Source organism: Streptomyces hamibioticus (assembly GCF_047946815.1).
Taxonomy (GTDB): Bacteria; Actinomycetota; Actinomycetes; order Streptomycetales; family Streptomycetaceae; genus Streptomyces.
Genome location: NZ_JBKKQY010000001.1, coordinates 4,427,742 through 4,448,208, shown reverse-complemented (window position 1 = coordinate 4,448,208; position 20,467 = coordinate 4,427,742). Strand labels below are relative to the sequence as shown.

Annotated in this window: 22 protein-coding genes; all 22 read left to right on the top strand. The window is 66.4% G+C overall.

Features of this window, described 5'->3' with window-relative positions:
* Positions 1-45 precede the first annotated feature (45 nt).
* The 22 genes from ACLGIH_RS20180 (at position 46) to ACLGIH_RS20075 (ending at position 20,403) form a co-directional block, all read left to right on the top strand.
* On the top strand, positions 46-879 hold the full coding sequence (locus ACLGIH_RS20180) for a hypothetical protein (protein WP_416526651.1): 834 nt from the start codon (positions 46-48) through the stop codon (positions 877-879).
* A gap of 70 nt (positions 880-949) precedes the next feature.
* Positions 950-2,092, top strand: a complete 1,143-nt coding sequence (locus tag ACLGIH_RS20175) for a N4-gp56 family major capsid protein (protein ID WP_416526650.1) — start codon at positions 950-952, stop codon at positions 2,090-2,092.
* Positions 2,093-2,179: 87 nt separating this feature from the next.
* Entirely contained in the window at positions 2,180-2,569 is a 390-nt protein-coding gene (locus ACLGIH_RS20170) for a hypothetical protein (protein WP_416526649.1), read from the top strand.
* Positions 2,570-2,586: 17 nt separating this feature from the next.
* Positions 2,587-2,961 carry a hypothetical protein gene (locus tag ACLGIH_RS20165; RefSeq protein ID WP_416526648.1) on the top strand — a complete coding sequence of 125 codons (375 nt, stop codon included), beginning with the start codon at positions 2,587-2,589 and terminating at the stop codon, positions 2,959-2,961.
* Positions 2,961-3,452, top strand: a complete 492-nt coding sequence (locus ACLGIH_RS20160; RefSeq protein ID WP_416526647.1) for a phage tail fiber protein — start codon at positions 2,961-2,963, stop codon at positions 3,450-3,452. Before ACLGIH_RS20165 ends, ACLGIH_RS20160 begins: the two co-directional genes overlap by 1 nt.
* Position 3,453: 1 nt before the next feature.
* Positions 3,454-4,284: a hypothetical protein gene (locus ACLGIH_RS20155; RefSeq protein WP_416526646.1), complete on the top strand. Its 831-nt coding sequence runs from the start codon at positions 3,454-3,456 to the stop codon at positions 4,282-4,284.
* Positions 4,285-4,290: 6 nt separating this feature from the next.
* Positions 4,291-4,896, top strand: coding sequence for a hypothetical protein (locus tag ACLGIH_RS20150; protein ID WP_416526645.1), 606 nt, complete (start codon positions 4,291-4,293; stop codon positions 4,894-4,896).
* Entirely contained in the window at positions 4,877-5,551 is a 675-nt protein-coding gene (locus ACLGIH_RS20145; RefSeq protein WP_416526644.1) for a hypothetical protein, read from the top strand. Before ACLGIH_RS20150 ends, ACLGIH_RS20145 begins: the two co-directional genes overlap by 20 nt.
* A gap of 9 nt (positions 5,552-5,560) precedes the next feature.
* Complete coding sequence (locus ACLGIH_RS20140) at positions 5,561-6,673, top strand: hypothetical protein (protein WP_416526643.1); 1,113 nt, start codon at positions 5,561-5,563, stop codon at positions 6,671-6,673.
* A complete protein-coding gene (locus tag ACLGIH_RS20135; RefSeq protein ID WP_416526642.1) occupies positions 6,673-6,882 on the top strand; it encodes a hypothetical protein in 210 nt (69 codons plus the stop codon). Before ACLGIH_RS20140 ends, ACLGIH_RS20135 begins: the two co-directional genes overlap by 1 nt.
* A 9-nt stretch (positions 6,883-6,891) precedes the next feature.
* Positions 6,892-8,175, top strand: coding sequence for a hypothetical protein (locus tag ACLGIH_RS20130; protein ID WP_416526641.1), 1,284 nt, complete (start codon positions 6,892-6,894; stop codon positions 8,173-8,175).
* A gap of 86 nt (positions 8,176-8,261) precedes the next feature.
* A complete protein-coding gene (locus tag ACLGIH_RS20125; RefSeq protein ID WP_416526640.1) occupies positions 8,262-8,618 on the top strand; it encodes a hypothetical protein in 357 nt (118 codons plus the stop codon).
* 223 nt (positions 8,619-8,841) lie between these two features.
* Positions 8,842-9,519, top strand: coding sequence for a hypothetical protein (locus ACLGIH_RS20120; RefSeq protein WP_416526639.1), 678 nt, complete (start codon positions 8,842-8,844; stop codon positions 9,517-9,519).
* Complete coding sequence (locus ACLGIH_RS20115; protein WP_416526638.1) at positions 9,516-11,516, top strand: fibronectin type III domain-containing protein; 2,001 nt, start codon at positions 9,516-9,518, stop codon at positions 11,514-11,516. Before ACLGIH_RS20120 ends, ACLGIH_RS20115 begins: the two co-directional genes overlap by 4 nt.
* Before the next feature lie 73 nt (positions 11,517-11,589).
* Positions 11,590-12,174, top strand: a complete 585-nt coding sequence (locus ACLGIH_RS20110; protein WP_416526637.1) for a phage tail protein — start codon at positions 11,590-11,592, stop codon at positions 12,172-12,174.
* Between the two features lie 26 nt (positions 12,175-12,200).
* Positions 12,201-13,061, top strand: coding sequence for a T4 family baseplate hub assembly chaperone (locus tag ACLGIH_RS20105; protein WP_416526636.1), 861 nt, complete (start codon positions 12,201-12,203; stop codon positions 13,059-13,061).
* Positions 13,062-13,203: 142 nt separating this feature from the next.
* Complete coding sequence (locus tag ACLGIH_RS20100) at positions 13,204-16,137, top strand: C40 family peptidase (RefSeq protein ID WP_416526635.1); 2,934 nt, start codon at positions 13,204-13,206, stop codon at positions 16,135-16,137.
* On the top strand, positions 16,137-16,859 hold the full coding sequence (locus ACLGIH_RS20095; RefSeq protein ID WP_416526634.1) for a hypothetical protein: 723 nt from the start codon (positions 16,137-16,139) through the stop codon (positions 16,857-16,859). The genes ACLGIH_RS20100 and ACLGIH_RS20095 overlap by 1 nt, the downstream gene beginning before the upstream one ends.
* A gap of 10 nt (positions 16,860-16,869) precedes the next feature.
* Positions 16,870-17,154 carry a hypothetical protein gene (locus ACLGIH_RS20090; RefSeq protein ID WP_416526633.1) on the top strand — a complete coding sequence of 95 codons (285 nt, stop codon included), beginning with the start codon at positions 16,870-16,872 and terminating at the stop codon, positions 17,152-17,154.
* Positions 17,141-18,340: a phage late control D family protein gene (locus ACLGIH_RS20085; RefSeq protein ID WP_416526632.1), complete on the top strand. Its 1,200-nt coding sequence runs from the start codon at positions 17,141-17,143 to the stop codon at positions 18,338-18,340. Before ACLGIH_RS20090 ends, ACLGIH_RS20085 begins: the two co-directional genes overlap by 14 nt.
* On the top strand, positions 18,337-19,299 hold the full coding sequence (locus tag ACLGIH_RS20080) for a phage baseplate assembly protein V (protein WP_416526631.1): 963 nt from the start codon (positions 18,337-18,339) through the stop codon (positions 19,297-19,299). Before ACLGIH_RS20085 ends, ACLGIH_RS20080 begins: the two co-directional genes overlap by 4 nt.
* Before the next feature lie 9 nt (positions 19,300-19,308).
* Entirely contained in the window at positions 19,309-20,403 is a 1,095-nt protein-coding gene (locus tag ACLGIH_RS20075) for a poly-gamma-glutamate hydrolase family protein (protein WP_416526630.1), read from the top strand.
* Positions 20,404-20,467: the final 64 nt, after the last annotated feature.

The window sequence follows — 20,467 nt, the reverse complement described above, 5'->3', positions numbered from 1 at the left end:
CATTTCTAATCGTTCCGGCGGCTCCACCCGATTCGGAGTGAAGCAGTGCCAGACAACCCGAACCCCTCTCCGCCGAACCCGCCGGGGCCCCCGGCCCACCCGGGCAGTGGCGCGCAGGCGAACGCCGACGGCACCGTGACCGTACGCACCGACGCCAATCCGCCGGCCGAACAGCAGCCGGGCCAGGGCGGGCGCACCTTCACCGCCGCGGACTTGGAGCAGGTCCGCCAGGAGGAGAAGGACAAGCTCTACTCGCGCCTGACCAAGGGTGACGAGCGGCTCCAGGCCCTCGAAGCCGAACTGAAGGCCCTGCGCGAGGAGCGTGAGGCGCGAGAGCAGGCCGAGGCCGAGCGCCAGGCCGCGGAGGAGCAGGCCGCCAAGGAAAAGGCGGAGGCGGAGATGTCCGCCAAGCGGCTCGTCGAGGAGCGCTCCACGGAATGGGAGCGAAAGTTCCAGGAGCTTCAGGCGGAGCGCGAGCAGGAGCGCGCGGCCCTCGCGAAGGAGGCCGAGTACAACGCGCTCCGTGCATACATTCAGGAACGAATCGGCGCGGAGCGGAACAACATCGCTCCCGAACTGGTCGACCTCGTCAGCGGTAACACACGCGAAGAGGTGGATCAGTCGATCGAAATCCTCAAGGCGAAGACGGACGCCATCTTCCAGTCGATGCAGTCGGCGCAGCAGCAGGCTCGCTCGCAGATGCGCGGCGTTTCCGCTACCGGCTACACCGGAAACGGTCCGACGGACGGTGACGCCGGCGCCCGGCAGCTTTCGGTCGACGACATCAAGAACATGCCGATGTCCGAATTCGCGAAGTACCGCTCTCAGCTTCTCGGCTCGGCAGCCAGCAACTCCAGCAACCGCGGGCTGTTCGACTGACCAGCTCCCTACCAGGTCCGCCTCTCATTCCTACTCATTCCGGCGGCCGATCACGGAATGAGAGGTTCCCGTGGCAAGCGGAATCACCGGGACTCCGGTCCTGTCGCCCACGCCGACCGCCTACCAGGCGGCGAACTCCACGATGCTCACGCCGGCCATCCAGACCATCTGGAGCAAGGAAATTCTGTTCCAGGCGATGCCGGTGCTGCGTTTCGAGCAATTTCTTGTGAAGAAGACCGAACTCGGGACTGCCCCCGGCCTCACGGTGAACTTCATGAGGTACCGGTCGCTCGACGGCGCTCAGCAGCTCGTGGAAGGCGTGCGAATGGAAACGCACGCACTGTCCGCCGAGCAGATCACCATCACCGTCGCGGAACACGGATTCGCCATCGCGGTGACCGAACTCCTCCTCAACGCGAGCTTCGACGACGTAATGGCGTCGGGCGCTCGCCTTTTGGGGAGGAACATGGCCCAGTACATCGATGCGCTCGCGAGGGACACCTTCATGGGCGCCCCGTCGGTCCTCTACGGATACGACAAGCTCGCATCCTGGTCGGCCGGAGCCGCGCGTACTCCGCTTTCTCCGTACGACCGGGGAATGTTCGCCGATTCCGAGGCGACCATGGCGACCAACGGCGGCTTCTACTTCACCTCCGCGCTGGTCAAGGACGCCGTAGAGACCCTCGCCACGAAGAACGTCCCGCGGCTCGGCGAGACCTACGTGGCATTCGTGCACCCGCATCAGAGCCGTCGGCTTCGCGATGACCCCGAATTCATTGAGGTCACGAAGTATGCCGCTCCGGGCAATTTCATGCTCGGAGAGATTGGCCGCCTGAACGACGTGGTGTTCATCGAGACCACCCAGGTCTTCCAGGGCAACACGACCCCGCCGGCTACCCAGCAGCTCGGAACCAACATTCCGACGAACACTGCTCAGAAGTGGGGTGGCCAGCCCGCCCGGACTGCGTCCGGATCGACCCCGGCCATTCCCGAGGTGACGTCTACGCCGTCCAACCCGAACGCGCCGGCGAACCCGCTTTACCGCGCTCTGGTAATCGGGGACAACGCGGCGGGTCACGCCATCTCCCTCCCCGTCGAGCTGCGCGACGGCGGTGTGCTCGACTTCGGCCGCGAGCACGCGCTGGCGTGGTACTCGATTTTCGGTCTTGGGCTCATCACGGATTACGCCGTGGTGCAGTGCGTGACCAACTGATCAAGCCGGTCGGCCCTATTCTCCGGGGCGGCGGTAATCGACTCTCGCCGCCCCGGATTCCTCACTCGACTCGCTAGGAGAACAACCGTGCCCGCGAACCCGCGCACCAAGCGGAATCCGAAGGATCACACCGGGAACAAGAAGGCGATCCTCGCCGAGCAGCACGCCGAAGAACTGGCGAAGCGCAAGGGCGAACTCGCCATGCAGCATGCCGAGGCTGCCGCGAATCTTGATCAGCCCATTTCTCTCGACGAGAAGGGGCGAACCATTCAGGCCGTGTCCGAGGAAAGCTCCACGGACACGCCCGTCGAGCTGCCTCCGGAAAAGGTCAAGATCCGTATCGCGTGTGATCTGGAGAAGGTCACCATCGGTCAGGGCACGGATTTCGATTTCAAGGAGGGTCAGGTCTACGAGGTCCCCCTCAACGTCGCCCTGCATCTCGACCGGCTCGGCTACGTCTGGCAGTGGCTCTCCTAAAGGAAAGGGGCGCCCTCGTGGCGGAACTGAAGAGCCTCGCGGAAACCGAGGACACCCCGGCCAAGGGTCAGTGGTACCGGCTGCTCTCCGATTTCGGGGAGGGCGTCGGAATGCTGACGCGCACGCACCGGTACCGGCCCCCCGGCGGCGATGAGGTCCAGGAGCACGGCCGCATGCTCCTCGTCCTGGACGTGGTCGCACCCGCCACGGCCGGCGTGGGGTACAGCGCCGAAGACACCGTCGTCGCCATGTGGCTGGAGCAGACCGCGCCCGGCCGGCTCTCCCAGCACCACATCTCTCTCCCTGAGTCGCAGTTCTGCGCCCTGGTCGGCCCCGGCGAGGAACCTCCGGAGTACGCGGACTGGCAGGCGCAGATGGCTGGCGGTGGCTGATGGCCGCCAACGGGTTCATCGCGGTGCAGGGCGCCGTGTCCGCGCTCGACTTCCTCACCGGCCGCACCACGACGCTGGAAGCCGAGTGGCAGGCGAAGACCGCGGCCGGCATTCCCCAGCCGCGGACGACGTACCTCATGCTGCTCACCCAGGTCGTCACCGACGCCCAGACCGACATGACTACGTTGGTCGGCAGCGAGGCCGCCGGCACCGGTTACGCGCGGCAGCCCATCCCCTGGGGAGCTGCCTCCCCCGGCAGCAGGACCGCCACGAACACGGACCTCGTCCAGTTCGGCCCCTTCAGCGACCCTGCCGGTCTGGCAGCACCGATCACCGGGGCCGCGCTGGTGACTCGCATGACGTCCTCTGCGGGCCAGCCGACCGGGCTGTGTCTGATGGCATGGAATCTGGGCTCGCCGATCACCACGGCGCAGAACCAGGCCCTCCAGCTCGCGGCCGGCAGCTTGACGATGACGCTGGCGGTGACCTGACGTGGCGACGCTCGCGGGAATCATCAGACGGGTCCGGTCCGAGATCGGGGACTTCAGCGCCCCGTTCGTGGACACCTTCGTCGGCGGAGACGAGCTGTCGTCGTACGACCTCAGCGAGGTCAACGTCTCGTCCGTGCAGGCCAAGGTCACCGTTGCCGACCCCGCGAGCACCGTCGAGCTGGTGGAGGACACGGACTACGTCCTCAACCCGGCCGAAGGCAGCATCCTGCTGATAAACCCGGCGTACAGCCCGCTCAAGCACGGCCAGACGCTCATCGTCCGCGGCACCTCCGAGGGCATGTTCAGCGATGCGGACCTGGAGACGTACGTCGCCGACGCGATGAACCAGCACACCTACGGCCGCACACTGCGGACCCGCTACCGCGACGGACACGGGCACATCCGCTACGACCTGGAGCCCATCGACCTGGAGAATCTGCCGGCGGTCGAAGAGCCGCTGGTCGCCTACCTCGCCGTGGTCAACGTCCTCTGGACACTCGCGACCGACGCGAGCACGGACATCGACGTCAACACCAGCGAGGGCACCTTCGTGCCCCGCAGCCAGCGGTACCGGCAGCTCATGGAGCATCTGGCGCAAATCCAGGACCGCTACAACAACCTCGCCCAGCAGCTCAATGTCGGGCTCGGCCGGATCGAAATGTTCCAGCTCCGGCGGATTTCCCGCACGACGAACAGGCTCGTGCCTCTCTTCCAGGCCCGCGAGTACGACGACACGTCCAAGCCCGAGCGGCTTCTTCCGCCCATCGACGGCGACGCCTACGACGACGAGTCCGGAATCCCCTCGCCGCTCTACCCGGGCACGTGGGGGTGACCGGCTGTGCAAGGACGCGCGGACTGGAAGCGTGGACGCTTCGGTGTCAACACGGAGACCACCCTGATCCACAGGGCGTTGCGGGGCTGGCAGGCCCGCACAGGTGACTCGGTGACCTATTTCCGGTTCCAGCACGCCGAGTCGGAAATGCACGAGGTGTACGACGAGGCCACCGGCGCCGGCCGTGTCTACTACGGCCGTTGGCAGCTCCCGGCCCTGCACGTCACGCACGTGGAATCGGCCAACACCGACCCCCGCGACAGCGGCCTCTACATCACGGACACGCTGCGTGTGGTCCTGGAATACGACCAGCTCGTCAAGTTCGGGCTCACCGAAATGGACATCAAGCACGGCAGCTTCCAGCGCGACCGCATCGCGTACGACAACGCCCTCTACGGCGTGCAGCGGCTCAACGTCCTCGGCCAGATTCGCCGGCGGGACGTCGTGGTCGTCATCGAGGCCCAGCAAATCCAGAACGACGAGCTGGTCAACGACCCCCAGTTCGCGCAGTACCTCACCGACCCGACCGAGCTGCCGGCCGTCACGCCCGAGCAGATGGCGCAGACGGTGATCACCCCGGAGGAAGAGAGCGATGACCCTTATTCCTCCTGATGTCTTCACCAAGGCCGTACCGGATGGCGTCCCTTCTGTCCGGCTCACCGGCCGCTACATCGCCCCCGACGGGACACCACTGTCGGGGACAGTGGCCTTCGCGCCGCCGTCCGTCCTGACCCTGCCAGCGTCCGATGTCATCGCCACAACCGCAGCAAAGGTCACCCTGGACTCCACCGGCGCGTTCGAGGTCGATCTCATCCCCACTGACGTGCCCGGCATGTCGCCGCAGGGCTGGTCCTACCAGGTCACCGAGAAGCTGAAGGGCATCCCTCCCAGGATCTTCCACATCATGCTGCCCGGCGGCACCGGGCCGGTCGACCTGGCGGACATCGCCCCCGTCTCGCCCTACGCCGGCAACTATTTGCCGGTCGCAGGCCCCCAGGGCGCCAAGGGCGACAAGGGTGACCCAGGAGAAGTCACCAGCGAGCAACTCGACGCCCTTGAAGCCCGGGTCGCCCCGAGGCCGCAGGAATTCACCCAGACCTCGGCGAGCACGGAGTGGACGATCCCGCACACCATGCCGTACCGGCCGGCCGTGAGTCTGTACGACGTCGCAGGTCGTGAAATCGGCGGCTCCGTCGAATACCCCACCCCCACCACCGTGCTGGTCCGCTTCGCGTTCGCGGAGACCGGCTCAGCAGTACTGCACTAGGAGCGCCCGATGGCCACTACCGATTTCCGGTTCCCGGTACGGCTGAACAAGCTGCCCGTCCAGGGCCTCGTGCCGGAAAGCGCCAGTTCCGCACCCACCACGCCCGTCGAGGGCCAGCTTTGGACGGACACCGTCAACCACACGGTCAAGTTCTGGAACGCCAGCGTGTGGAAGGACCCGCTCTCGCGCGCAGACCACACCGGCACCCAGGCGGCGAGCACCATCAGCGACCTCGCCGCCGTGGTGCAGGCGTACCGGCTCGACCAGTTCGCCGCGCCGAGCAGTGCCGTCTCCCTGGGCGGCCAGCGGGCCACCAACGCGGCCGACCCCACGGCTCCAACCGATCTGGTGACGAAGCAGTACGCGGACAACCTGCGCGCGGGCATCGCCGGGGTGAAGGACCCGGTCCGAGTCGTGGCGACCGCCAACATCGACCTGTCGAATCTGCCGGCCACGATCGACGGCGTCACGATGGCCGCCAACAACACCTTCCTCGCGGCGGCACAGACCACCGGCACCCAGAACGGCCTCTACACCTACCCCGGGTCCGGTCAGCCGGCCACCCGGCGCACGGACGCCGACGCGACCGGGGAGATCCTCGACGGCACGCTCGTGGCAGTGGCCGAGGGGACCCGGGCCGGCACTCAGTACATCCAGACGGCCACCCCCTCCGGTCCGCCCGGCGCCTGGACGCAGACGTGGGTGCAGTACACCGCCGGCGGCCAGACCTACACCGCCGACGGGCAGGGCCTGGAGCTGTCCGGCACGACATTCAGCCTGGAGCTGGCGGACGCCACCCTCGCGAAGTCCGCTGCTGGCCTGACCGTCGGCCTGGTCACCATCGCCAAGGGCGGCACCGGTGCCACCACCGCGGCCGGCGCCCGCACCGCCCTGGGCACGGTCGGCAAGTACAGCGCGAACGTCGGCGCCCTGACCGGCGGGACGCCGCTGAACATCGTGCACGGCCTGAACACCACAGACATCCTGGAGCCCTCGTTGAAGGAGATCTCGACAGGCGAGCTGGTGGGCGCGAAGTTCAACGTGGTCGACGCCAACACCATCAGCGTCACCACGGCCAGCTCCTACGCCGCGGACACGTTCCGAGTCACGGTGGTGGGCTGATGGTCGCCAGGCAACTCGCTCCCCAGACAGTGCCCACCACGGGCGGCAACGTCCTCTCGTCGGACAAGGTGGGCGCGGCCAACGGCGTGGCCGGCCTGGGCGCCGACGCCAAGGTGCCCGCGGCGCAGATCAACGTCCCGAAGATCACGGTCGGGATCACCGCACCCACCAACCCCGCTCTCGGGGACGTGTGGATCGACACGAACTGAGGCACCCTCGTGGCCACTCGCTTCTGGCTCACCTCCTCCGCCGCGCCCTACACACCGGCGACGAAGCGCGGCGCGTGGACGGATGCCACGTCGACCGTTGCTGGGCTGCTCGGACGCCAGCCCGCCGGCACTTCTGCGACGTCGGTCATGGCCGAGACCTCGGCGGCGCCGAACAGTGTCCTGCTGGGCCGGTGGATCAGCCCGCCGGCGCGGAAGGCCGGCACTCTGTCGGGGACGGTTGATTTTTGTGTCGGCCGTCTCGCGTCGGCGACGGCCGCCGCCCTGGTTACGCAGGTGCACATGTACGTCACGGCCGGAGACAGTGACACGGTGCGCGGGACACTGCTGGACAACTGGCAGGGCAGCGGAACGTGGCCGACAACGGCAGTAGGCGGCGCGGCCACGGAGCAGGCGGTCGGAGCGGTTGCGCTTCAGATCGGCGACCGGATCGTGGTCGAGTTCGGCTACCAGGCCACCAATACCGACGCCACTTCCTACAGCGGCACCCTGTACTACGGCGCTACTGGCACCACAGACCTCGTGTCCGGCAGCACGGCGATCACCACGAATCCGGGATGGGTGGAATTTTCGGGGGCGGACGGGCTCTTCTCGAAGCCCACTTCCGAGGTCGTCGATAAGTTCACTACCGGCATCTCCTCGCAGTTCGTGTACTGGGGCGACACATTCTGGAACGAAAACTGGCACCGCGTCTCCGCCCAGGCCAACGAGCAGTTCGCGGGCCTGATGGCAAATTCGCCGCACGAGATCACCGGCACAACCCACTACGCCGAGATCGTCAAGATTCCCACGGGCGGCAGCAACACCACGTTCTCGGCGCTCATTCTGGGGCCGGTGGACAACGGGACGTTCGTGCGTTTCAAGTGGGTCGTCTGGAACCAGACGCTGGTGCTTGAAAACGCGGTCGGGTATTGGGATGCGTCTCCGACGACTATTCCGTACGACCCAGTGGCCCACCGCTGGTTCCGGTTCCGGGAAGCGGGCGGCACCTTCTACTGGGAAACCAGTCCGGACGCATCGACCTGGACCGTGCGCCGGAGCATGCCCACTCCGCAGTGGCTGAAATTCGGAACGCTTCGAACGAACTTCGAGGGCTACGCGGACGCGGGAAGTATCACCCAGCCGGCCCAGGTCGACAACGTCAACACAAAGCCGACGACCGTGGTGAAGGTCTGGAACGGGAGCGCCTGGGTTCCGAAGCCTCTCAAGGTGTGGAATGGAACTGCTTGGGTCACCAAGCCCGTCAAGTCCTGGTCAGAAACCGCTTGGTTCTAGGGATTAACTCGCGCATATCACCACGTGCGACGCTCAGGTTCAGATCCTATTTGTGACCGCTCCATGCCTTTTCCCAAGGAGGTCTCATGGCCCGCTACGTCCTGGTGGACGCCGACGGCATCGACATGACGATCAAGTACGGCCCGATCGAGCTGGAGGACCCGTCGCAGTACTCGGTGCCGGAGGGCAACCAGCTCATGCTGGAGTCCGTGGCCCTGAGCGAGGGCTACCGCTACGCCGAGGGTGGGGCAGCTTTCGCACCGGAGGACCCGAGCAGCGGCGAGGGGGACGAGGACGACCGTCCGGGCCGCGGCCGGCGCGAGCGAGACGACGATGGCGACGACCGCCGCCGGCAGGGAGGCGACGACGGGTCCCGCGGTCCCCAGGGCCGGCACGGCGGCCAGGGCGCCCAGGTGCAGCCGGGCGTTCAGGACGACCATTAGGAGCCCTGGCCTGCCGTGCTCGGGGCGGCAGGCCAAAAGCGATCCCGAAGGAGCTGGCCGCCATGACTGTCTCTCAGATTGTCGGTCTCGTACTCATCGTGCTTCTCGTGCTGGTCATCCTGAAGATCATCGGCGTCTTCTGACTCAGCGCTCATTAACTGCTCGCAAATAGGCGCACGCATTCTGGTGGGGCGATCCACAACCGCCCATACCGGAGTGCCACGTGCCCTTTCTTCTGAACGAAGATAAGGCCCTGAAGCAGAAGCTCATGGGCCTGACGGTGCATGATGCCACTTCCGGTACTGGCCGCAAGGTCACCGTGCGGTACAGGAACCCTGAGTACGAACTGGCGGATGCCACCTATCCGCTGATTCTCATTTCGCACTCCCGGATCTCCCGGGATGAGGACCGCGAGCACCGGGGCATGGTGAATCTGCACTACGCCCCGGAAGGCTACGAGTCGTGGTCCGACATGGCGGACCCCGAGCAGTCGCCGTACATGGCGCAGATGCCCATCCCGGTGAACGTCGACTACCAGATCGACGCCTACGCGCGGAAAGAGACCCATCTCATTGAGATGACCGGCGCGCTCACTGGCTTCCACTTTCTCCCCGCCCGTTTCGGCTACTTGCCCATAGGCGAAGACGGAACAGTTCGCCGACTGGACCTTCTCGGTGGTCCGGAATACAGCGAGTCGAAGGACGAACAGGGGAAGAGACTTTTCATCGCCTCGTGGGTGATCCGAGTCTCCAGCGAAATCTTCCTCGACGACATCCGCACCCTCACGCCGGCCCAGCGAATCCTCATCAGTTGGCTCGACAAGCGCTATTTCGACGAGGGCCACACCGTCGAGCTGAGTCCCCCACAGGTGGTCACCCCCTCGGAGGCTGATACCGCATGACCACGCCCACGACTTTCCCGTACCGGCGCCCCGGGGTGTACATCACCGAGACGCTGAAGCCTCTCCCCCAGCAGGTCAGCGCGCCTGGCGTGGCAGTGGCCGCGTTCGTCGGCACACACGATGCCGGCCCCAGCGCTCCCGTCAAGGTGACGAGCTGGGAGCAGTTCGTGAGCCTGTACGGCGGCTTCGGAAACGGCCTGAACTACATGCCTTTCCAGGTGTACTCCTACTTCTCGAACGGGGGCCGCGCTGCCTGGATTCTCCGAGCCACCCCCACCGACAGCGTGGCCGCCCGCCTAGTCGTGAAGAACCAACCGCTCCCGCCGGCGGAGACAATCACTCCGACTCCGGACGGCACCGCCCCGACCGGTCCAGGGACCGCGCCCGCCGCCAAGGTCACCGGCGTGCAGCTCGTCACCCCGGAAGCACCGGTGACTGCCAACCCCGAGCAGACCGCCTTCGTGATCGAATGGACGGCGATCACCCCGCTCACCTCCGTGGACGCCTACGAAGTCGTCGTCACGCGTCCCGACGAGGGCTCTTTCGCCCAGGTCGTGTGGGTGGAGCAGCCCGAGAGCGGCAAGCCGCAGGCAGCCTTCACCAACCTCGCGCCCGGCACGACCTACCACGTGCAGATCACCCCCTACAAGGGCGAGACCGCGGGCCAGCCAATGGATACTCCGGCCAGCTTCGACACAGCTGAGGGGTACACCGAGGTGGATGCCCTCCAGGTCGAGGCCCTCGGCCGTGGCCAGTACGGCAACAAGATCCACGTGAGCGTGACACCGAGCTGGACGACCGGCCGCTTCCACCTGTTCGTCAAGTACGGCGGCACGGCGAAGGCCAACCTGGTGGAGACCTGGCAGGATCTGTCGCTCAGCCCGACCGACCCCCGCTACATCGTCGGTGTAGTGAACTCCGCGACCAGCGGCTCGAATTACATCCGGGTCACCAACCTTCTGCCTCCGACGTCCGCGACGCCGGGAACGGGGGCGACGCCCGATGCTTCGTGGCTGCCGGAGTTCGTCACTGACGCCCCCCTGTCCGCCGGGGCCGACGGCGTCCAGGCCGTGAACTTGGCGCAGCAGCTCAGCACTCAGTTCGCGTCCGTCTCGGACGTGCTGCTGGTCAACCTGTGCGGCAACACGAGCATGCCGGACCACATCCCCCCGGCGACCCAGGTCAACGCGGCCCTGGTCTGGGCCGAGTCCCGCCGGTCGGCCTTCCTGGTCCTCGATGCCCCGCGGCAGCCGGCGCCGATCACCGCCGACACCGCGGCGACCAAGTACCAGGAGACCGCAGGCGCCTATGCCCCGCCGACGTCGTACGCGGCGTTCTACGGCCCCTGGATTCAGATCGCGGACCCTGCGGGCTCCTCGGTCAGCAGCACCCGCATGCTCCCGCCTGCCGGTGCGGTGATGGGGCAGTTCAGCCAGGCCGACGCCGCGGTGGGCCCCAACCGGTCCCCGGCCGGCGTTGCCTACGACCTTGTCGGAACCGTCGGGGTGGAGCACCTGTTCACCGGCGACCAGCTCGACGCCCTCAACGACAGCGGCGTCAACATCATCCGCCCGGTGCCGCAGGCGGGCTACTGCATCATGGGTGCCCGCACGCTGCGCCAGGGCATGCCCGACCGGTATATCAGCGTCCGGCGCATGCTGATGTACGTCGCGAACCTGCTGGAGAACGTTACCCGGTTCGCGATCTTCGAGCCGAACGGGCCGGATCTGTGGGCCCGGCTCTCCGCCCTGGTGCAACAGCAGCTCCAGACGCTCACTCAGGCCGGCCAGCTCCAGTCCACCATCCCGGACGAGGCGTATTTCGTGGTCTGCGACGAGACCAACAACACGCCGCAGACAGTGGCCCTCGGCGAAGTCCGCATCGCTGTCGGTGTGGCTCTGGCCAGCCCCTCCGAGTTCATCGTCATTGAGATCAGCCAGCACCAGGGCGGTGTCTCTTCGGTGACGGACTCCACGCAGGAGACCACGACCATCTGACATCCGTAGCACGACCGCCTCTCATTTCTGATCTTTCCGGCGGCCCCTCGACCAGGGAAATGAGAGGTGAACCGTGGCGACCACGAGCACGACCCAGAAGCCGAGCCTCGCCCAGCTCCAGACGGACCCGCTCCGAAATTTCAAATTCCAGGTGCAAATCCATCTGGCGAACTCGACTCTGGACAGCTCCAAGCGCTCCAATCAGCTCGGTTTCATGTCCGTCAGCGGGCTGAGCATCACCACCGACGTGGTGGTGTACCGGCAGGGCGGCATGAACACCACGACGCAGAAGATGCCCGGCCAGTCCGACTTCGCCCCGATCACCCTTTCCCGTGGGCTGATCTGCGGCGACTCCGACATCTACGCGTGGCTCAAGCAACTGTTCATGGTCATGCAGGGCACCGGCGGAAACGACGGCTCGAAAAACTTTCGCGCCACGATGGACATTTTCCTGCTCGACCACCCCGTGACGACGAAGACCGTCTACTACAAGGCGGGCTGGCGGGTATACAACTGCTGGCCAACGTCGATCGCATTCGGTGATCTCGATGCAGGCGCGAACGGCATCGAACTCCAGCAGATCACCCTCGCCCACGAAGGCTGGGATTTCAAGATCGCGAACAAGTACGGGCCCGGGTCCGGAATCTCGCTGCCCTAATTCACTCGCAACTCGAAGGACCACACATGTCTGAGCCCATTGTGCTCCCCGATTTCGAGACCTTCGGCGGAAAGGCCCTCAGCGGCCTGGAGAATCCCGAAGAGGCCACCGCCGCGACCCAGGCGCTCCTCACGGAGGACCGCGAATCCGGCCGGCCGACCATCGACAACCCCGGGGACAATCAGGTCACTCTCTACCGCGGAATCAACCGTGACGGCGTCTGGTACCGCGACGCAGAAGTGCGTGAACTCAACGGCTACGACGAGGAAGCCATCGCCGCGGCCGGCGTCGGCGGAGTGCCGTACAAGGTTTTCGAGGCCCTCCTGCTGCGGGGCGTGGTCAGCATCGGCGGCGAGCCCATGAGCCGCAAGCTCGCCGGCGAACTGCTCATCGGCGACCGAGAGCTGCTCATCATGGCCATCCGGCGCTGCACCTTCGGCGAAGACCTCGAATTCGAGCGGCTCCCCTGCCGGACGTGCGGCGAGTTGGTCGACCTGACCGTCCATCTCAGCGCCGTCCCCACCGTCGAGCTGGAGGACCCCGAGCGCATCGAGTTCGAGGTGCCGCTACGCAAGGGCGCCAAGGCGTTCGTACGGCTTCCCACCGGCCAGGACCAGGAGGCGGTCTTCGCCATCAAGGGCAACCGTGCCAAGCAGGATTCGGAAATCCTCAGCCGCTGCGTCCTGCGCCTGGTTCAGCCAGACGGCACCGAAGTACGGCGCCCGCCGGCCCAGAGCATCTCCATGGCCGACCGGCAGGCCATTTCCGAGTTCCTCGTGAAGACCCAGCCAGGACCGCGCCTCCTGGACTTCTCCTTCACGCACGAGACGTGCGGAGAGGAGGTCCCGCTGCCGATCAACCTGGCCGTCCTGTTTCGCGGACTGTAACTACGGCCGCGCCTTCGGTGAGTTCGAGATCCTCGCCCGGTTCTACTCCGCCTGGTCGCTGAGCGAGATCAAATCCCTCTCCATTCGAGAGCGCCACCACTGGGTGACACGAGCCGCCTGGGAAGTCGAAAGGAGGCAGTAAGTGGCCACTCCCCCGCCGCCGCCTGGCCCGCCGCCCGGCCCCAATCCCGCTGGCGGCCGTCTTTTCGGCACGAATAACCTCGGGCAGCAGATCGACGCGCTCACCCGGGCATTCACGACTTTCACGAACCGGTTCGCGAGCACCGCCGGCTTGTCCACGATGGGCTGGCAGGCGTCCAACGCGAGCCAGGGACAGCGCACGGGGGATCAGCTCGGCCGGCTCCAGCAGCGCTACACCCAGCAGTACGACGCCCACAACGTCGCCCGGCAGCGCATGCAAGACGAGCTGGAACGTCAGCGGCTCCAGTGGGACCGGCAACTGCGGGTCGGCACCCGAAACGTCAACAACATGAGCGCCCCGGCCTGGCGGCGGCAGGAGGCACAGGATCTGCTCGACGAGCAGGCCATTCTCTACGCCAACAACCAGGCCCGGACGCGCCGCGAATGGACGCTCCAGGACAACCAGCACTCCGCCGGCATGGCGCAGATGTACAGCGACATGCAACGGCTCCAGGCCCAACAGCGCACCCAGACCACGATGAACCGCATCGCGATGGGCGGGCAGGTCGCCGGCGCCGTCGTGGGGGCCGCCCGCTCCTACTACGCCGGCGGCTTCGAGGAGATGCTGGGGCAGTACGAGCGCCGCTTCTCCCTCATGCGGCCCGACGACGCCGGCACCGCCGGCACCCGGGCGCGCGGCTACGGCCGGGAGATGAAGCGCTACGGCACCATCATGTGGGGAACCAGCAACGAGGACGTGTTCGGCGGCGCCAACGCCATCCTCCAGCAGAACCCCTTGAACCAGTACGCCCAGCAGATGCGCCGGGCGTCCTCGGCCGCGTACGTCACTCCTGGCCTGGGCATTCAGGGCGCCGCCCAGATGCAACAGGAACTCGGCACGGCCCAGGCGTTTTACAGCGCCCAAATGTTCGGCTTGGCCCCGACCCGGTTCGCCGGCGGCGCCCAGAACAGCTCCGCGTCCATCGCCCTGTCACTGGCCCAGCGGGTGAACAACGGCAACTTCGGCAACCTCTCCGGTTCCCAGCTCGCTGCGCAGCTCGCTCAGGGCGGCTCCCTGTCCATGTCGATGTCCGCCTTCGCCCGGCAGGCCGGCCTCAGCGGTCAGTCAGCGGAGGCGATGCGCAATCAGGTCGAGCTGCTGCGCGACCTGATGAACCCCTCCCGTAAGTCGGGACTGAAAGGGATGAGCGAGGAACAGGCGCTGCGGACCATCGAGGACGCTGGCCGGCGGGACGAAGAAGGTGAGAAGGCCCGCGACCAGATCAAGAAATACGCGCCGAGCGTTGGCGACAGCTACCAAGACTCCCAGCGCTACCTCCAGGGCCTGGACCGGGAAGGCCACCTCCCCGCTAGCGCTTCCTTTCTGGACGCCGCCAAAGCGTCGGCCAACACCCTCGCCGATATCCATTCGCTGCTCCAGAAGACTCTCGAACCGCTCGCCGACACCATCGGCACCATGGCCGGTAGCGCCAAGGGCGGCGGCTTCTGGGGCTCCCTCGGCACGGGCCTGAAGTCCGGATGGAACTCCGGCTCGAATGTGTTCTTCGGCGACTGGGGAGAGGGCACCGATCAGTCTTCCTGGGCCAAGAGCACCTGGAACTGGGCCAAGGGCCTGTTCGGCGGTGATAGGGGGACACCGGAGTCCAAGCAGGGCGGCAGCAAGAAGAAGGCGGACAAGCCCGGTGTCACCGGCGGCGGCGTGTCCAAAGCGATCTCCTTCGCCCGTGCCCAAGTCGGCGACCGGTACGTCCTGGGCGCCACCGGCCCCGATGCCTGGGACTGCTCTTCCCTCATGCAGCAGGCTTTCGCCGAGGCAGGTGTGAAGCTGCCGCGGACGACCTACGACCAGATTGACAAGGGCGTAGAGATCGACATGGACGAGATCCGCGCCGGCGATCTCGTCTTCTACAAGGACTTGTCTCACGTGGGCCTGTACGTGGGCGGCGGCAAGGTCGTCGAGGCTGCGAACCCCGGCCGAGGCGTGGTCGAAGGGCCCATGTACAGCAAGTTCAAGCGGGCCCGCCGCGTTCTCTCAGGTGGCATGGAAGCCACCGAGTCGCTGTCCGGCGAACAGAAGGACCCGACCACCGGTGAGGGAGCGGGCAGTGGCGGCCTGACCGTCTCCGCGTACGGCTCCGTGGAGGAGGTTGACGCCTTGGCCGCGGCCCTGGGCGGCGGCGGAGGCAGTGTCCAGTCCATCAGCCGCACGCCCCAGGCGACACAGGATGAAGAGGCGGAAGCGGAGAACACCGACGCCGGTGGAGACGCGGGGAAGGACGCGCCCCACAACGTCCAGGCGAACGTCAAGCTCGGCAAGAAAATGGCCGCCGAGCGCGGTTGGACCGGTTCGCAGTGGGATGCCCTCTACAAGCTGTGGATGGGCGAATCCGGGTGGAAGCACTGGGCGGACAACCCCACATCCGACGCGTACGGAATCCCGCAGGCCATGTCGAATCTCTACCCGGAGACGGCAACCAAGGCGTGGCGTAATTCCCCGGCCAAGCAGATCGACTGGGGCCTGAATTACATCAAGCGGCGTTACGGATCTCCGCAGAAGGCGTGGAACTTTTGGAACTCGAAGAACCCGCACTGGTACGCGGACGGTGCCTGGGAAGTCCCGGGGCAGCCCGGTGAAGGGCTCGACGTCAAACTCCACGGCGGCGAAATGGTCCTGGAGCGCAACACGGCCCACACTGTGCGCCAAGCCCTACTCAACCAGGGCCTGACTCCCTCTTCCGGCCAGGGCAGCCGCTCCGAGCAGTCGGCCGGCCAGGTCACGCTCCAGTTCGAAGCGGGCAGTGTCGTGGTCCAGATGCCCGCGGCCACCGCGGAGGGCGCCAAGAATGCGGCGCAGGCATTCGTCACCCACATCGCGGCCGACGACCGTATCAAGACGCTGATGGGTGGCTGGTGATGGCCGAAAAGAAAAAGGACTCCACCAACCTTCCTGGCAAGGGTATCTGGGAAAACAACTTCGACCCGCGAATCCAGTCGATCCCTTCCTACCTGCCCGGGGAGAAGAAGGGCTCCAGCTTCGGACTGCACCGCGGGTACATGACCACTGCGTTTCCCAAAGGGCAGTCCGGACGCTTCTACATGCTCAATTTTCTGTACAACCCATCCACGGTGCAGGTGAGCCACGGCATCGACGCCGCCAATCAGGTCATGCCGGCGTACACGCGCTCGGACCAGGACTCGGGCACACCGCTCATCGCCGCAGGCGGCACCCTGTCCTTCTCGCTGCTGTTCGACCGCAGCTACGAGATGAGCGATCCGACGAAATTCAACACCGTCGAGGGCACCTACGGCGTCATGGCGGACATCCATGTGCTCTACAACCTGGTCGGCATCAACGAAAAGCAGGTCGTCTGGAACCAGGGAACGGAATCCTCGGCCGAGTCGTCCGCGGACGCGGACAACGTCATCGGCGTCATGCAGATGCGGCCGGTGTGGTGCCGCTTCGGACAGGCGCGCACCGCCATGCGAGACAAACTGCCGGCGCTCAGCCGCATGGAGTATTTCGGCTATGTCTCTTCTCTGGACATCACATACACGCACTTCAGCCAGCGCATGACCCCCGTGCGCTGCGCGGTGAGCGTCTCCATGCAGCTCATGAGCACGGCCGGATGGGTGTGAGGAGGAAACCGTGGCCATTGACATCACCTCGCGATACCAGCGCAACGAAACCGCGCTCGTCGCCGACCGCCGTGGGCGACTCCAGCTCGCGGTCATGCATCGGCGCCCCGCCAACCAGTCGCTGCGGGTCAGCGACTATCGGTGGCGCACCAGTGACCGAGTCGACGACGTGGCCTCGCGTTACTACGGCTCGGAGTCGAGCTGGTGGATGTACGCCGAGGCTAATCCCCAGATTTTGGACTGGACACAGGTGCCGGCCGGTCAGCAGATCATGGTGCCCCGTGGCGTGGCGTAGGGTCTACCGGCCGCATCTGTACGCCCGGCGCCCCGCTCTGGAAAAGGCCGCCTGGCTGTCGAGCGTGGAGATCTATCAGGCCGAAGGCGCTCACCAGATCGCTGAACTGACCGTGATGCACACGTACAACCCCCGGTTCCCCGCACAGCAGTGGCGGACGCCGGCCGGTTCGGTCTGGCCTGAGAACACCCCTGTGCATCTCCAGTTCGGCTGGTACAGCGACGACTCCGCCGACTGGTACGGCTACGTCGCCTCCAGCCGGGCCGTCGCCAATGAGGCGGACCCGCGGTTCGGGTACGCGGTGCAGGTGCCAGTGGTGTACACCCTGACCGGAGCGAGCATGCCGATGCAGACGCGCCGGAACCGTACCTGGCGCGGCATGACGGCTTCGGCCACTGCGCGGCAGATCGCTCAGGACTACAGCCTCCAGCCACAGATCGACGCCACAGCCCAGGTCTACGAGCAGAGCACCCAGGCCGCCAGCGACTGGCAGTACCTCAACGATCTGGCCGACCGCATCGGATACCGGCTGTACTGCGACAACACCCGGCTGTGGTTCGTCGACCGCGGCACCGTGATGCCGGCGACGGATGGCACCTGGCCCACGTTCTACCAGCGGAAGTCGCCCGGCGTCATCGACAGCATCCGCGAGTTCTCCGCCGTCGTGGGAGACACCGACCCCGCCGGCGGGTTGCGCGCCCGGTACGAGACCGTCGCCTACAACCGCACCTCCAGCGTGCTGACCCAGAGCACGTACGCTCAGCCTCGCACCACCGTCCAGGGTGACCCCGTGAACCCGCTCCTGACGGCCCAGTACACCGCCCGGCCGGCCGAGTCCTACGCACAGTCTCAGCGGCTGCTCGGGGCCGAGGCCGACTGGCTGTGGGTGGAAGCCCGCGCGGTCGTCAATGGGGACCCGAGGCTGAAGCCGGGGTCACTCGTCGAGCTGCGCGGTGCCGGCCTGGGCGACGCCAACGAAGGTATGTGGATGGTCCGTTCCGCCGTGCACAAACTGGAGATCAACCACTTGTATCCCCAGAAGAGCACGTACAGCACGAGGCTCGTCGTCGGCCGTAACAGCGCTCGCGCGCTGGAGCTGAATGTCCAACAGCGCCCGAAGAGCGCGGCACCAACCGTGCTCGTCTCGGGCCGCTGGAGGGCCGCCTACACCGGAGGGGGCGTATGAGCGCGCTCCATGGTGTCTACGCGGGGTTGGTCGTCGCGACGGACGACCCGCTGAAGCGCCGGCGCGTTCGGGTACGTATCCCGCAGCTCACCGGCACCATGGTTTCCGGCTGGGCGGAGCCGGTGTCGTACGGCATTGCGGCCCCTGGCGACAAGGTCACTGTCGCCTTCGAGGGCGGAGATCTGAACTATCCCGTCTACTGGCCGCGAGCGGAATCCGCCTGGCGTCCGCTTGCCCTCCGGGCCGGCTGGACGAAGTCGTGGTTGGGTGACCCCGTCTACCGTCTCACCCAGGACGGCATGGTCGAGCTGTCAGGGTCAGTCGAGACGAGCGGCGCCATTCCGCTGGGTGCGCCCGTCGTTTTCGCGGATCTCCCTCTGGGCGCCCGGCCTTTGGAGGGCTATCACGCTCCGGTAGCCACCAGCTACTACACCGCGTACAACTCGCGGACCGCCCACGCGGAGTACCGTTTCAGCACCTCGACCACAAGTGCTACCTACGTCACCGACTCTAACGGGCCCAGCGTTAGCTTCATCTCGCCGGCTTCCGGAGAAGCCGTTGTCTTCTTCGTGGCCCAGATGCAGAACAATACCGCGACTGGGCGCTCCCTCATGAGCGTACGTGTTCTCCAGGGGTCCTCTGTCATCGCCGAAGCTGACGACCACCGGTCCGCGGAGGTACAGGGCCCGGACAACGCCACCGCGGCGGGCACGCGGCAGATCACCGGCATGACACCGGGCAGTACCTACACGGTGACCGCCGTCTACCGCACTGAAGGGGCCAGCTCTACCGCGTCCTTCGACAACAAATCGATCACCGTCATCCCGGTCGGGCAGCACGACACCCCCGCAGCCCGCATTCAGATGCAGAACAACGGCGTCATCGCAGCGACTTTCCCCGCTGGCACCGCACCCCCTTACGACCTGTCGCTGACCGGCATTCGCGCCCGCATCATTTGAGGAGCCGCCGTGACCTACTACCCGTACTTCCGCGCCTTGGCCGCTTCCAAGACCCTCGGCATCGACTACGACATCAAGAACCGGTACGGCGTCGGCGACTACCTCGTCTACATCGCCATCCACGGCGGTGCCATCGAACCGCCGACCTCTCAGCTCGCCGCCTACTGTGCCGGCAAGAACGGGGCCTACTACAGCTTCGAGGGACTCAGCAACCTCACCGCCAGCACTCTCGCCCTGCCCGCCGTCACCTTCGACGAACCGTTCTGCCAGGTGAACGTGGGCAACGCGGCCCGCGCCATCTCACTGCGCGGGGTCGAAGACCAGCGCGAGAACGAGGAGGTGGCCTACGTCTCCGGGCTCGATGACGTCCTCGTGGCTCTCGTCACACAGGAACTCGCCGCGGCCGGCTTCGTCGTCGACACGCCGCCCCTGCGTTTCGAAGGCAGCGACCCGCAAAACATCGTCAACAAGGCCAAGGTCGGCGGTGGCGTCCAGATCGACCTCACGCGCTCCCTGCGCAAGAGCTTCTACCTCGACGGCGATCTGAGCCAGGCAGCACTCAGCAACCCGAGCAACCGGATGCCGCCCTTCTTCGCGTTCGGGGACGCTCTCACCCGCGCCGCCGCCCTGGTCCCCCTCACCGTCGAGACGGCCGAGGCGCCGGCGGTAATCCAAACCACCGACCCGAAGGACTCCGCGGTCAGCGTCGCCATGCGCACACCGTTCGCCATCGACCACACCGGGGCAGTGGCCTCCACCACCGACCCTCGCGAGCAACTCGTGGACCGCGTCCACGCCCTGGTCGGCACTCTGCCCGGCGAGCGGGTGATGCGCGCCACCTACGGTGTGCCGACGTCTGCCGCCCTCTTCGCCGTCGATGCGGACGTGGCCTACGACCAGCTTGAGCGAGCCGTTCTCGACGCCGTCAGCCAGTACGAGCCCAGCGCCGTCGTGTCGGCCGTCGTCGCCGACGTGAACGATGACCTCGGTACGGTCCACATCAACGTGCAGGTCTCCCGCAGCGACACCCCCGGTGCCGAGCAGGACACCACCCGCACCGTCGGAGTCCTGGTCGGAGGCACCGTCGTATCAACCGCGGAGTAGCGCATTACCGGGCACGCGCTGCGAACCGTAGAATCACATTTATCAGCCGGCACACATTTCTGAA

What these genes read in the sequence shown, in the direction of transcription:
- ACLGIH_RS20080 (WP_416526631.1), top strand. Translation starts at nt 18,337, where the DNA reads ATGAGCGCGCTCCATGGTGTCTACGCGGGGTTGGTCGTCGCGACGGAC.
- ACLGIH_RS20095 (WP_416526634.1), top strand. Translation starts at nt 16,137, where the DNA reads ATGGCCGAAAAGAAAAAGGACTCCACCAACCTTCCTGGCAAGGGTATC.
- ACLGIH_RS20135 (WP_416526642.1), top strand. Translation starts at nt 6,673, where the DNA reads ATGGTCGCCAGGCAACTCGCTCCCCAGACAGTGCCCACCACGGGCGGC.
- ACLGIH_RS20125 (WP_416526640.1), top strand. Translation starts at nt 8,262, where the DNA reads ATGGCCCGCTACGTCCTGGTGGACGCCGACGGCATCGACATGACGATC.
- ACLGIH_RS20145 (WP_416526644.1), top strand. Translation starts at nt 4,877, where the DNA reads ATGACCCTTATTCCTCCTGATGTCTTCACCAAGGCCGTACCGGATGGC.
- ACLGIH_RS20140 (WP_416526643.1), top strand. Translation starts at nt 5,561, where the DNA reads ATGGCCACTACCGATTTCCGGTTCCCGGTACGGCTGAACAAGCTGCCC.
- ACLGIH_RS20105 (WP_416526636.1), top strand. Translation starts at nt 12,201, where the DNA reads ATGTCTGAGCCCATTGTGCTCCCCGATTTCGAGACCTTCGGCGGAAAG.
- ACLGIH_RS20115 (WP_416526638.1), top strand. Translation starts at nt 9,516, where the DNA reads ATGACCACGCCCACGACTTTCCCGTACCGGCGCCCCGGGGTGTACATC.
- ACLGIH_RS20160 (WP_416526647.1), top strand. Translation starts at nt 2,961, where the DNA reads ATGGCCGCCAACGGGTTCATCGCGGTGCAGGGCGCCGTGTCCGCGCTC.